Source organism: Streptomyces sp. NPDC058758, assembly GCF_042746075.1.
In the GTDB taxonomy this organism is placed as follows: domain Bacteria; phylum Actinomycetota; class Actinomycetes; order Streptomycetales; family Streptomycetaceae; genus Streptomyces.
The window spans coordinates 33,447-46,316 of the sequence record NZ_JBHYPS010000019.1 but is presented as its reverse complement, the minus strand read 5'-3'; the positions used below and the strand labels follow the sequence as shown (position 1 = coordinate 46,316).

The window sequence follows — 12,870 nt, the reverse complement described above, 5'->3', positions numbered from 1 at the left end:
TCCGTCGGACGACCGGAGGAGGGGCCCGTCGCACGAGACCCCGCCCGGCCGTCCCGTCCTCACGAAGACCTCCGCCTCACTCCCCGGAGACCTCCGCCTCACTCCCCGGAGACCTCCGCCTCACTCTCCGGAGACCTCCCGCCTCACTCCCCCGGGTGACCGGACCGGGCGCCCGACGCGAGTTGTCCACAGGCTTCGGCGGGCGGCCCGGCAGGGGTGCCGGGGCGGATAGGCTCTTCGGGTGGCCCTCATCGACGCTTCTTCCGACGCCTCCTCCTCGCCGAGCCCCGACGGACCCTCCGACGCCCTGGAGGTCCTCCACCGGGTCTTCGGCTACAGCTCCTTCCGGGGCGAGCAGCAGGAGATCATCGAGCACGTCGTGGCCGGCGGCGACGCCCTCGTGCTCATGCCGACCGGCGGCGGCAAGTCGCTGTGCTACCAGATCCCGGCGCTGGTGCGGCCCGGCACGGGCGTGGTGATCTCGCCGCTGATCGCACTGATGCAGGACCAGGTGGACGCGCTCAACGCACTCGGCGTCCGGGCGGGCTTCCTCAACTCGACCCAGGACCCGTACGAGCGGCAGACCGTCGAGCAGGCCTTCCTCGCCGGCGAGCTGGACCTCCTCTACCTGGCCCCCGAGCGGCTGCGCACCGAAGGCGCCCAGCGGCTGCTCGACCGGGGCACGGTCTCCGTCTTCGCGATCGACGAGGCGCACTGCGTCTCCCAGTGGGGCCACGACTTCCGGCCCGACTACCTCGCGCTCTCCCTGCTCCACGAGCGCTGGCCCGAGGTGCCGCGGATCGCGCTGACCGCGACGGCCACCGAGGCCACCCACGGCGAGATCGCCACCCGCCTCGGCCTGGACGAGGCCCGGCACTTCGTCGCCAGCTTCGACCGGCCCAACATCCAGTACCGGATCGTCCCCAAGAACAACCCGACCCGCCAGCTCCTCGACCTCATCCGCGCCGAGCACGCCGGGGACGCCGGAGTCGTCTACTGCCTGTCGCGCTCCTCCGTGGAGAAGACCGCCGCCTTCCTCGCCGAGAACGGCGTCGACGCCATCCCGTACCACGCGGGCATGGACGCCGCCACGCGCGCCGCCCACCAGTCGCGGTTCCTCCGCGAGGACGGCGTCGTGGTCGTCGCGACGATCGCCTTCGGCATGGGCATCGACAAGCCCGACGTGCGCTTCGTCGCCCACCTCGACCTGCCCAAGTCCGTCGAGGGCTACTACCAGGAGACCGGCCGCGCCGGCCGCGACGGCGAGCCCGCCACGGCCTGGCTCGCGTACGGCCTCCAGGACGTCGTCCAGCAGCGCAAGATGATCGACGGCTCCGAGGGCGACGAGAACCACCGCCGCGCGCTCTCCGCCCACCTCGACGCCATGCTCGCCCTGTGCGAGACCGTCGAGTGCCGGCGCGTCCGCCTGCTCGCCTACTTCGGCCAGAAGTCCGATCCCTGCGGGAACTGCGACACCTGCCTGACCCCCACCGACTCCTGGGACGGCACGGTCGCCGCGCAGAAGCTGCTCTCCACCGTGTGGCGGCTGGCCCGCGAGCGGCGCCAGAAGTTCGGCGCCGGCCAGATCATCGACATCCTCCAGGGCAAGAAGACCGCCAAGGTCATCCAGTTCGACCACGACAACCTCTCGGTCTTCGGCATCGGCGCCGACCTCGGCACCGCCGAGTGGCGCGGCGTGGTCCGCCAGCTCCTCGCCCAGGGGCTGCTCGCCGTGGAGGGCGACTACGGCACCCTCGTCCTCACCGAGGCCAGCGGCGACGTCCTCGGCGGACGGCGCCAGGTCCCGATGCGCAAGGAGGCCGCCAAGGCCGCACCGTCCCGCAAGGAGAGCGGCGGCCGCTCCGGCAAGTCCCGCGTCCCCGTCGACCTGCCCGCCGCGGCCGTGCCCGTCTTCGAGGCCCTGCGCGCCTGGCGCGCGGCGACCGCGCGGGAGCAGGGGGTGCCCGCGTACGTCGTCTTCCACGACGCGACGCTGCGCGAGATCGCGACCACGCTGCCGAAGAGCGTGGCCGAGCTCGGCACCGTCGGCGGCGTCGGCGAGGCCAAGCTCGACAAGTACGGCGAGGGCGTCCTGGAGGCCCTCGCCGAGTTCGCCGGAGCGGACGGCGACGCCCCGGAGGCCCCGGCCGCCGAGGCGGCGGGGACCCCGGTCCGCCCGGACGCCCGGGCCGCGGACCAGCGGACGGCCCGCTCCGTCGGCGCCGCGCCCGTACCGGCGGCCCGCACCTCGGCGGCGCCCGCCCGCCCCGCCCAGGCAGCCCGCCCCGCTGCCTCGGCCCCCGAGGACGAGCCGCTCTTCTTCGGCGACGACGAGGCCGAGCCGTCCTGGGACGACTGGGAGTGACGCGCCGCGGGCCCGGCCGGACGGTCGTCGTCCGGCCGGACCCGCGGGCTCCGGACCGCTGCCCGGCGCGCACCGCCTCGGGGCGGCTCCCTCACGCCTCCGCCGCGGCGGACTCCTTCCCGGCCACCGGCACCGGCACCGCCGCCGGATCGCCCGCCGTGTCCGCCGCCGGGTCGGCCGCCGTGTCCGCCGCCGTCTCCGCCGCGGGCCGGTCGAGACGGGTCAGGCCGCGGATCGCCGGGACGCAGAGCATGGCGCCCAGCAGGACGAACGACACCGCGGAGGAGAAGAGCAGCACCCGGTCCGCGCCGAAGGACTCCGCCACCGGCCCCGCCAGCGCGCGGCCCAGCGGGATCACCATGATCGACCCGGCGATGTCGTAGGCCGACACCCGGCTCAGCACCGCCAGCGGGATGTGGGACTGCACGCTGGTCGCCCACATCACGCCCCAGAAGGCGAAGCCGCAGCCGGCCACCATCCCCGTGACGGCCGTGAGGGCGAAGTTCCAGCCGAGCGCCGGAGCCAGCGGGTTCAGGGCGAAGAAGAACATCGCGCCGACCCCCGCCACCAGCGGCCGGCGCGGCCTGACCCGCATGCCGAGCAGCCCGCCGATGATCGTGCCCAGACCGTCGGCCGAGGCGATCCAGCCGTAGCCGGTCGCCCCGTGCTGCTCCGTGAGGAGCGCCGCGCCCAGCGGCAGCGAGGGACCGAAGACGAAGAGGCCGTACACCGCCCACAGCGAGATGACGCCCCACAGCCAGGAACGGGACCGGAACTCGTGCCAGCCGGTGGCGAGCCGGCGCCACATCGGGTCGTCGCCCTCGCCCCCCTCGTCGGCCCCGCCGCTCCCGTCCTGCCCGGAGGCGAGCCCCCGCAGCGGCAGCAGCCCGCCGGCGCTGACCGCGTACGCCGCCGCGATCACCACGAACGACCCCGCCAGGTCCCAGTGGGCCACCAGGAAACCGGCCAGGCCGGGGCCGATGAGCGTGGCCATCGACTCGGAGATCCGCAGCAGCGCGTTGGCCCGCTGGATGTCCTCCGCGACCCGCGGGACGATGCTCGCGAGCCCCGGCTGGAACATCGCCGTCGCCGCGCCGCTCACCGCCATCAGCGCCATGATCTGCCAGAGCCGCACGCCGCCCCCGGCGAACAGCGCGGCCATGAGGAGCATGGTCACCACCCGGACCGCGTCCGCGCCGACCATCATCACCCGCGGGGTGAAGCGGTCGGCGAGCACCCCGCCGAAGAGGATGAGCACGACGATCGGCACCATCCAGGCGGCGAGCGCGTAGCCCACGCCCGTGGCCCCGAACCCGGCGCCGAGGACCGAGGTGGTCACGGAGACCATCAGCATGCCGTCGGCGAGCAGCGAGGCGCTGCGCGCGGTGAAGAAGAGCCGGAAGCGACGCGACCGCCAGGGGCTGGGCAGCGGCCCGGCCCCCGGCGCCGCGGCGGTGTCATCGGTGGTCATGTGGCATCTCCCGGCTCCGGCCGGTCCCTTCGCTCAGAATCCGCTGCGCCGCGGCGGGGTGCCGCGGCGGGCCCTCGACGAACACGTACCGGTGCGGGGCCAGCACCCCGGGCCGCCCCGGCAGGACGCCCATCAGCGCGGCGTGCGCCCGCTCGGCCGTCAGCGCCCCGTCCGGCCAGGTCCGCTCGTCCGCGCCGACGTACGCGACGAGCCTCCGGCCGCTCTCGTCGCCCCCGGCGTCCTCCTCCACCACGACCTCGACGGGCCGTCCGGGCAGCGCGTCGGCGAGGGCGCCGGCGACGGCGGCGGGGGAGACCCAGCAGCCGTCCACCCGGGTCCACTCCGGCCCGCGCTCGACGGGGCGCACCCCCGTCACCCCGGTGAGCCCGGGCGTTTCGAGCGGTACGTCGGCGCCGGCGACGGCCTCCAGGAGCCGCACCAGACCGGTGGCCAGGTCCTCCGCCGCCGCCCGGGGGAACAGCGCGGGGTCGGCCCACGTCGCCAGGCGCAGGACCGGCTCCGTCTCGTAGACGAAGGTCAGCAGCCGGGTCGGCAGCGAGCGGCTCTCGCCCCAGCCGATCTCCAGCTCCGGGGCGTCCCCGTCGGGGGCCGTCGCGGCGGCGAGCACGGCGGGCAGGGCGCTGATGTCGTTGAAGACGGCGTCGCGCGCGAACTGGCTGCCCCGCTCGGTGGTGACCCGGCCGATCAGCTCCCACAGGTCGAGCGCGTCGAAGCGGCTGTGGCGGTACGCGTTCATCGCCGCGCCCCACGCCTTGGCGAGCAGCGCGTCGAACGACGGCGCCCGGACGTCGAGGTCGAGCAGGGCGTCCTGGGAGAGGGTGCTCACCGAGCGCGCGAGCTTCGGCAGGAAGCGGTTCGAGGTGGGCACCGCGGCGACGCAGACGGACTGGCCCGCCCGGTGGGCGGTGAGCACGCACCAGGCGGTCAGCAGCACCGTGCTCGGGAGGGCGCCGGTGCGCCGCGCGGCGGCGGCCAGCGCCCGGCCGCCGCGCGCCGAGCGGAGGGTGAGGCCCGGGGTGTCGGTCTCGGTGCCGGCGGCGCCGTCCTCGGCGAACATCGCCTGCGGCCCGGTGCGCAGGATCCTCTCCCAGTGCGCCAGGGAGGCGAGCGACTTGCGCCGCCCGGCCGGGGTGTTCTCCTCGGCGGCGAGGTCGAGCGGGGTGGCCGAGGCGACCGGCGGAAGCGGCTCGCCGGCGAGGAGGGCGAGCCATTCGTCCCGGAGGATTCCGAGGGCGCTGCCGTCGGTGACGGCGTGGCTGGCGGCGAGGGCGACGCGGACGGGCCGGCCGGCGCGGGCGAGGATCCTCAGGCGCAGCGGGAAGTCGAGGTCGAGGCGGAAGCGGGTGTCGCGGGCCGAGCGGGCCACCGCCTCGGCGTAGGCGTCGGGGTCCTCGGGGAGTTCGTCGTGGTCGAGGACGGTGACGGTGAACGCGCCGGCGGGGGCCACGACCTGTTCGACGGGGGCGGCGCCGCCCTCCCCGTACGGGAAGGTGGTGCGCAACGCCTCGTGGCGCGCGGCGAGTTCCGCCAGCGCGGCGAGGGCCCGGTCCATCCCGGTGCCGTCGGGGACCGGCCACACGTCGTGGATGTTGATGCTGTCGGGCTCGTCCCGCAGGATGCAGCGGATCATGTTGGCCTGGCCCATGGTGACGGGGCCCCGGCGCGCGGCGCCGCCCGCGTAGCGCACGGTGAGGGCGCGGGCCCCGGTGACGCCGTCGGCGGCGGGGACGGCGGTCACGGCGCCACGGCCGGCGCGGACGCGGCCCGGGGGCCGGCGGGATGGATCACGGTGGTGCCTTTCGCGTGCGCGGTCAGGGAGCCCCAGGCGTCGACGAGCAGGGCGAAGTCCTCCATGTCGGAGCGGGCCTCGGCGAGCAGCCGGCCGCGCCGCTCGGCGAAGAGCGCGGCGGCGGTGGCGTACCGGCCGCCGAGGGAGCGGTAGCGGCGGTCCAGCACGTCGAGCCGGGCCTCGTTGCCCGCGGGGCCGATCAGGGCGCTCTCGCGCAGGAGGGCGGAGACGGCGGCGGGCCGCACCCGCCCGCCGGGGTCGAGGAGCGCGTCACCGGCCGCCGCGAGTCCCGCGTACACCGCTTCGAGGTGGGGGGAGGCGAGCAGGTACTTGGCGAAGCGGAGCTGGTAGGCGAGAAAGCCCTCGTCCGAACGGCGTTCACCGGTGTGGTAGTTGACGATGTGCCGGTTGTGCAGCACCCCGGGCAGCCGGGCCTGGCGCACCACGTGCAGGAGGAAGTAGTCGGTGCCGATGGTGTCGGTGGCGGGCGGCAGCGGGATCCGGCCGTAGACCTCCCGGCCGAACGCCACGTTGCACATGTCGACGCGGGTGGGGCTGACCAGGGTCAGGGTGGACAGGTCACCGGTGAACGGGGTGGTGCCGGCTCCCCGGAACGCCTCGTCGATCAGGTTCCGCCGCCAGATCTCCGGGTGCCCGGAGGGCACGGACAGTCCGACGACCTCGCGGTACGCCTCCGGGTCGAGCGCGCGGATCTCGGCGACGTCCACGGACGGGGCGCCGATGAAGGACGCTCCGGCGAGGGCGACGGTCCGGTCGGCGCAGCCCGGGTCGAGCCGGCTGCGGGTGACCGAGTCCGTCGCGTCGGCCGCCCGCCGCCCGAGGGAGGCCAGCTCGTGGTGGATCGGGTAGACCGGCGCGCCGTCGAGGAGCTGGTAGCGGCTGTCGGAGTCGCGGCGGTGGACCGAGGCGCAGCCCAGCGCCTCGGCCAGCAGGAAGGCGCGGTTGGTGCAGGCGCCGTACGAGACGGCGGCCGGGAGCATCAGGTCGACGAGCCGGTCGGCTCCGGCGGGGTCGGCCGCCGCGGCGACCTCCCGCAGGAAGGCGCGCTGCCGCTCCTCGTCGAGGTGGTGGACGACGACGCCGGGCGCGGGGGGCAGCGCGGCGACCGCTGCCCGGTGCGCGGCGAGGTCGGCGGGTGCCGAGGAGTCGAGGATCAGCAGGTGCACCTCGACGCCGAACTCCCGTGCGCCGTAGGCGGCTTCTCCGGCGACCGCCGCGATCGTCGCCGTGCAGGCGCGGTGGGTGGGGAGGGTCAGGCAGATGCGGCGCACGCGGGCTCCCCGGTCGGGGCGGCCGGGGTCTCCGCCTCGCCGGCGGCCTCCTCGTGCCAGGAGGTGAGGCCCAGCAACCGGGCGCCGAGCGGCGTGAGTTCGGCGGTCGGGTAGCGCTTGGACTCGTGCAGCACGGGGTCGCCGACGAGGGTGCGGTTCCAGCGCGGGGTGCGCAGGTGGCGCCAGGACTCGACGCGGGAGCGGCGCAGCTTCGCGTGCTCCTCCAGGGCGGGCATCATCGACAGGTACTGGACCGCGCGGACGCCGTTCTCCGAGGTGTTGCGGGCCACGCCGTGGGCCAGCAGGCCGTTCCAGATCAGCAGGTCGCCGGGGTGCAGCTCGGGGCGGACCACGGGGTACTCGGCGCGGTCGAGGTCGGGGCGGATCGGGTCGCGGTCGCCGGGCTGGGTGAGCTTCCACTCCTCGAAGCGGCGGAACAGCTCGGGGTCGCACTGGAAGCCGCCGGTCTCGGGGCTGGTGTCGTTGAGCGCGATGATGCCCTGGACGCGCTGCGGCGGCACCCCGAGGGTGGTGTCGATGTCCCAGTGCAGCTCGATGTCGAAGCCCCGGTCGGTGGGTTCGATGAGGGCGCGGTCGCGGTTGCGGATGTTGGGCGGGTTGAGGTTGAGCCGGTCGAGGGTGACCCACAGCTCCTCGCAGTCCCACACGTCCACGAAGGCGTCGTAGACCCGCTGGGCCTGGCGGCTGTCCCAGAGCAGCTGGTGGTGGTAGGCCTCGACGAAGCCGTAGACGAGCAGCTGCCGGTCGAGTTCGGAGCGCAGCGGCCGCTCCTCGTACCAGCTCTCCGGCCGTTGCGGGTCGAGCCCCTGGAAGTCCCAGGTGAAGTCGAGGAGCCGGCGGGCCGCCTCGGCCGGGATCGCCTCGCGCACGATGACGTAGCCGTACGTCTGCCAGTGCGCGAAGTCCGCCTCGGAGAGCACCCGCAGCGGGCGGGTCTTCTTCAGCTCCCGCAGGGTCGTCGCCGCGAGGTAGGACTCGCCGTCGTCGCTGAAGTACGGGCGCTCGGTGGCCGCCCGGTGCAGGTACGGGGTGCGCGGGCGGCGCGGGGCGGGGGCGGGCGTGGTCGTCAAGGGTCCCTCCAGGCGGGAGTCGGGCGGCGTGCGGCCTCGGGGGCGGGGCACGGCGGGACGGGAGCGGGGCGCGGACCTGGCGACGGTGGAGGAGCCGCGGGGGACGAGGGAAAGAATTGGTGTAGACCATCATCGGTGTCAAGTGACCCGCCGGTATGCCCCGCGTGTCGGCCAAAGGCCCGAAATCGAGCCCTGGGCAGGCCCGTTGGGCCCCGATCTTTGGTCTAGACAACCATCGGCCGACTGGCCTACTGTCCCCCTTGCGCAGCGCCGGAACCGACCCGACCGGTCGAGCCGGCCCGACCACTGCGCCCCGGTCGACGGCGACCGCGAGCGAGGCCCCGCCCGCCGCCCCGCCGTCCCGTCGGCGTGGGCACGGGGACGGGACGGCCGCGCCCGCCGCCCCCCGACCGACCACCACGCCGAGAGGGAACGGTTCCATGAGCACACCCAGCGCCACGACCCCGTCCGTCGCCGGTCTCCAGAGCCCCGGCCCGGGCCTGATCACGCTGGACCCGGTGCACACCGCCCTGCTGCGCGGCCTCGACGCCCTGCTCGCCGGACTCGCCGCACGGCTCTCCGCCCCCGAGGTCACCGGCCCGCCGCTGCTCTCCGCCGACGGACTCGCCCGCCTCGACTACTTCCGCAACTTCCCCCATCTCGGAGTCTCCGCGGGCCGGTTCGCCCCCGACGCCCACGACGGCCTCGCCGCCGGCCAGGCCCCCGGCGGCCGGCCCCTCGAACCCACCGGCTACCTGCTGCCCTCCGCCACCTGCTACGGCCTGCTGCTCTCCCTGGAGGGCGCCGACGTCGGCGAGGACGGCCTGCGGATCTCCGCCACGGGCCGCTGCTTCCGCAACGAGACCCACTACGACGGCCTGCGCCGCCTCTGGGGCTTCCACATGCGCGAGGTCGTCTACCTCGGCACCAAGGAGGGCGCCGTCGAACACCTGGAGCGCGGCGGCGAGTTCGTCCAGGAGACCGCAGGACTCCTCGGCCTCGACCTCACCCGCGCCACCGCCGACGACCCCTTCTACGACAAGGGCGGCTCCCGGGCCCGGCTGATGGCGCTCGACCCGGTCAAGCACGAGTACAGCGCCCCCGACGGCACCGCCATCGCCTCCGTCAACCGCCACCGCAACTTCTTCGGCGAGCGCCTCGACATCCGCGCCGGCAGCCACGGCCCCGCCTACAGCGCCTGCGTCGCCTTCGGCCTCGAACGCTGGGTGCACGCCATGCTCCAGGCCCACGGCGGCCCCGAGCGGGCCCTCGACCGGCTCCGCGCCGTCACCGGCTGACGGCCCGTCGGCACCGGTCCGCCCGCCCGACCCGCGCCCCACCGACCCGCAACCCACACCCCCGCCCCGACCCGCAGCCCCCGACCGGCAAACCCCCGCCCCGCAACCCACGACCCGCAAGGAGTGGAGAACCGCACCATGGAACGTGTCGCCGCCTGGATCCAGGAGAAGAACCCCGGCCTCGACGGCCCGATCGACGCCCACGAGGACCTCATCGAGGCCCGGCTGATCGACTCCATGGACTTCCTGGAGTTCATCGACCTCCTGGAGGACATCTCCGGCACGTCGATCGACCTCCAGGAGGTCACCATCGACGACTTCCGCACCCTCGCCCGCGTCCGGGAACGCTTCCTCACGCCCGCCGGGTGACCCCCGGCGCCTTCGCGGTGGTGGCGACGACCCGGGAGGTCCTGGCCGCCCCCGGCCTCGGCCCGCGGCTCCTCGCCCCCTGGGAGCGCCGCCGCCTCGCCGCGATCCGCGTGCCGTCCCGCCACGACGACGTCCTGGCCGCCCGCCTCCTGCTCCGCCTCTGCGCCGCCCGCCTCACCGGCCGCTCCCCGGAGGCCGCCGGCGTCGCCCAGCGGTGCCCGGACTGCGGCCGGGACGGCCACGGACGCCCGTACCTCGCCGACCGCCCCGGCCTCGGCCTCAGCCTCAGCCACGCCGACGGCCTGGTCGCGGCGGCGGCGGGCCCCGGCCCGGTCGGCGTCGACGTGGAACCGGCGGCCCGCCGCCCCGGCCCCCTCCCGGTCCTCCGCCGCGTCCTGCCCGGACCCGACCTGCACGAGGCCCTGGCCCACCCGGACCCCGGCCCGGCCCTGCTGCGCGCCTGGGTCCGCGCGGAGGCCCGCTTCAAGGCGGGCCCCCCGCCCCCGGAGGCCGTCCACCACCTCACGGAGCGGACGGACCGCTCCCGCGCCGCCGTGGCGGCGGTGGTGGCGGCCGGCGCCCCGGCGGTCCTCCTCCCGCCGTCGGCGGTCCTCGGCGGACCGGCACCGCCGCCCGGCCCCGGCCGGCCGGGCCCGCCGGTCAGGCCCCGACGTACCGCGCCAGGTGCTCGCCTGTGAGGGTCGAGCGGGCGGCGACCAGATCGGCGGGGGTGCCCTCGAAGACGACCCGGCCGCCGTCGTGGCCCGCGCCGGGCCCCAGGTCGACGATCCAGTCGGCGTGCGCCATCACGGCCTGGTGGTGCTCGACCACGATGACCGACTTGCCGGAGTCGACGAGACGGTCGAGCAGTCCGAGCAGCTGCTCCACGTCGGCCAGGTGGAGACCGGTGGTCGGCTCGTCGAGCACGTAGACGCCGCCCTTGTCGCCCATGTGCGTGGCCAGCTTCAGCCGCTGCCGCTCGCCGCCGGAGAGCGTCGTGAGCGGCTGCCCCAGCGTGAGGTAGCCCAGCCCGACGTCCACCAGCCGCTCCAGGATCCGGTGCGCCGCCGGCGTGCGCGCCTCGCCCGCGCCGAAGTACTCCTCCGCCTCGGACACGGACATCGCCAGGACCTCGCTGATGTCCCGGCCGCCGAGCTTGTGGTCGAGCACCGAGGCCATGAAGCGCCGGCCCTCGCACTCCTCGCAGGTGGTGGCCACGCCCGCCATCATCGCCAGGTCGGTGTACGTGACGCCGGCGCCGTTGCAGGTCGGGCAGGCGCCCTCCGAGTTGGCGCTGAAGAGCGCCGGCTTGACCCCGTTGGCCTTGGCGAAGGCCTTGCGGATCGGGTCGAGCAGCCCGGTGTACGTCGCCGGGTTGCTGCGCCGCGAGCCGCGGATCGGGGTCTGGTCGACCGAGACCACCCCGGCGTCCGCCGGGATCGACCCGTGCACCAGCGAGCTCTTGCCGGAACCGGCGACGCCGGTGACCACGGCGAGGACGCCGAGCGGGAGGTCCACGTCCACCTTCCGCAGGTTGTTGGCGGTCGCGCCGCGGATCGGCAGGACTCCGGTCGGCGTCCGGACCGCCTCCTTCACCGAGGCCCGGTCGTCCAGGTGCCGGCCGGTCACGGTGCCGCTGCCGCGCAGCCCGTCGAGCGTGCCCTCGTAGCAGATCGTGCCGCCGCCGCTGCCGGCGCCGGGGCCGAGGTCCACCACGTGGTCCGCGATCGCGATCGTCTCCGGCTTGTGCTCCACGACCAGGACGGTGTTGCCCTTGTCCCGCAGCCGCAGCAGGAGTTCGTTCATCCGCTGGATGTCGTGCGGGTGCAGACCGGCCGTCGGCTCGTCGAAGACGTAGGTGACGTCGGTGAGCGAGGAGCCGAGGTGCCGGATCATCTTCACCCGCTGCGCCTCGCCGCCCGACAGGGTGCCCGCCGGCCGGTCGAGGGCCAGGTAGCCGAGGCCGATCTCCACGAACGAGTCCAGCGTCCCGCGCAGCGACTCCAGCAGCGGCGCCACCGACGGGTCGTCCAGCCCGCGCACCCACGCGGCCAGGTCGCTGATCTGCATCCGGCAGGCGTCGGCGATGCTGATGCCCCCGATCTTCGAGGAGCGGGCGCCCTCGTTCAGCCGGGTGCCGTCGCACTCCGGACAGACCTGGGTGGTGGTGGCCCGCTCCACGAAGGCCCGGATGTGCGGCTGGAGCGACTCGACGTCCTTGGCCAGGAACGACTTCTGGAGCTTGGGGATCAGGCCTTCGTACGTGACGTTGACCCCCTCGACCTTGACCCGGGTCGCCTCCTTGTACAGGAGGGTCTCCCGCTCCCGCGCGGTGTACTCCCGGATCGGCTTCGCCGGGTCCAGGAGGCCGGAGAGCCGGTAGGTCCGGCCGTACCAGCTGTCCGCGGTGTAGCCGGGGATGGTCAGCGCGCCCTCGTCGAGCGACTTGGCCTCGTCGTACAGCTGCGCCAGGTCGATGTCGGAGACCCGGCCGCGGCCCTCGCAGCGGGGGCACATGCCGCCGGTGATGGTGAAGCTGGTCCGCTCCTTCACCGTCCGGCCGCCGCGCTCGACGGTGACGGCGCCGGCGCCGCTCACCGAGGGGACGTTGAAGGAGAAGGCCCGCGAGGAGCCGATGTGCGGGGTGCCGAGCCGGCTGAAGAGGATGCGCAGCATCGCGTTGGCGTCGGTGGCGGTGCCGACGGTGGAGCGCGGGTCGGAGCCCATCCGCTGCTGGTCGACGATGATCGCCGTGGTCAGGCCGTCGAGCACGTCGACGTCGGGCCGGGCGAGCGTCGGCATGAACCCCTGGACGAAGGCGCTGTACGTCTCGTTGATCAGCCGCTGGGACTCGGCGGCGATCGTGTCGAAGACCAGGGAGCTCTTGCCGGAGCCGGAGACCCCGGTGAAGACGGTCAGCCGGCGCTTGGGGATCTCGACGCTGACGTCCTTGAGGTTGTTCTCCCGCGCGCCGAGCACGCGGATCAGCTCGTGGCGGTCGGCGAGGTGCGGGGCGGACGGAGCCGCGCCGTTCCGCTGGGCCGTGCTCAAAGGTTTCTCCCTCGTCAGGGCGGGACCGGTCGGTGTCCGACCACCTTAGGCGGAGGGTCCGACAGCGGTCCGGCCGTCGGGGGATCCGGCCGGCGGGCCGACTCGACAGGCAAGTGGCGACTT

General features: G+C 74.9%; 9 protein-coding genes. 4 read left to right on the top strand and 5 right to left on the bottom strand.

Annotated features, from left to right (window positions below; all coding sequences use genetic code 11):
• Positions 1 to 241 precede the first annotated feature (241 nt).
• A complete protein-coding gene (gene recQ, locus ACFW6A_RS22135) occupies positions 242 to 2,365 on the top strand; it encodes a DNA helicase RecQ (protein WP_386478454.1) in 2,124 nt (707 codons plus the stop codon).
• Between the two features lie 91 nt (positions 2,366 to 2,456).
• On the opposite strand, the gene ACFW6A_RS22130 is transcribed toward recQ, so the two are convergent.
• Genes ACFW6A_RS22130 through ACFW6A_RS22115 form a run of 4 tightly spaced genes read right to left on the bottom strand, consistent with a single transcriptional unit; the run spans position 2,457 to position 8,029 of the window.
• Positions 2,457 to 3,836 (bottom strand): MFS transporter, encoded by a 1,380-nt coding sequence (locus ACFW6A_RS22130; RefSeq protein WP_386642224.1) that lies wholly within the window; start codon positions 3,834 to 3,836, stop codon positions 2,457 to 2,459.
• On the bottom strand, positions 3,823 to 5,595 hold the full coding sequence (locus ACFW6A_RS22125; protein ID WP_386642221.1) for a condensation domain-containing protein: 1,773 nt from the start codon (positions 5,593 to 5,595) through the stop codon (positions 3,823 to 3,825). Before ACFW6A_RS22125 ends, ACFW6A_RS22130 begins: the two co-directional genes overlap by 14 nt.
• On the bottom strand, positions 5,592 to 6,938 hold the full coding sequence (locus ACFW6A_RS22120; RefSeq protein ID WP_351856292.1) for a DUF6271 family protein: 1,347 nt from the start codon (positions 6,936 to 6,938) through the stop codon (positions 5,592 to 5,594). Before ACFW6A_RS22120 ends, ACFW6A_RS22125 begins: the two co-directional genes overlap by 4 nt.
• On the bottom strand, positions 6,920 to 8,029 hold the full coding sequence (locus tag ACFW6A_RS22115) for a phytanoyl-CoA dioxygenase family protein (RefSeq protein ID WP_351856294.1): 1,110 nt from the start codon (positions 8,027 to 8,029) through the stop codon (positions 6,920 to 6,922). Before ACFW6A_RS22115 ends, ACFW6A_RS22120 begins: the two co-directional genes overlap by 19 nt.
• 440 nt (positions 8,030 to 8,469) lie before the next feature.
• On the opposite strand from ACFW6A_RS22115, the gene ACFW6A_RS22110 reads away from it, so the two are divergent.
• The 3 genes from ACFW6A_RS22110 to ACFW6A_RS22100 all read left to right on the top strand — a co-directional run bounded on the left by ACFW6A_RS22110 (position 8,470) and on the right by ACFW6A_RS22100 (position 10,394).
• Positions 8,470 to 9,327 (top strand): hypothetical protein, encoded by an 858-nt coding sequence (locus tag ACFW6A_RS22110; protein ID WP_351856296.1) that lies wholly within the window; start codon positions 8,470 to 8,472, stop codon positions 9,325 to 9,327.
• Between the two features lie 138 nt (positions 9,328 to 9,465).
• A complete protein-coding gene (locus ACFW6A_RS22105; protein WP_351856298.1) occupies positions 9,466 to 9,696 on the top strand; it encodes an acyl carrier protein in 231 nt (76 codons plus the stop codon).
• Positions 9,693 to 10,394 carry a 4'-phosphopantetheinyl transferase family protein gene (locus ACFW6A_RS22100; protein WP_386642218.1) on the top strand — a complete coding sequence of 234 codons (702 nt, stop codon included), beginning with the start codon at positions 9,693 to 9,695 and terminating at the stop codon, positions 10,392 to 10,394. The genes ACFW6A_RS22105 and ACFW6A_RS22100 overlap by 4 nt, the downstream gene beginning before the upstream one ends.
• Here ACFW6A_RS22100 and ACFW6A_RS22095 read toward each other — a convergent pair.
• On the bottom strand, positions 10,357 to 12,747 hold the full coding sequence (locus tag ACFW6A_RS22095; protein WP_351856302.1) for an excinuclease ABC subunit UvrA: 2,391 nt from the start codon (positions 12,745 to 12,747) through the stop codon (positions 10,357 to 10,359). The two genes, ACFW6A_RS22100 and ACFW6A_RS22095, sit on opposite strands and share 38 nt — an antisense overlap.
• Positions 12,748 to 12,870: the final 123 nt, after the last annotated feature.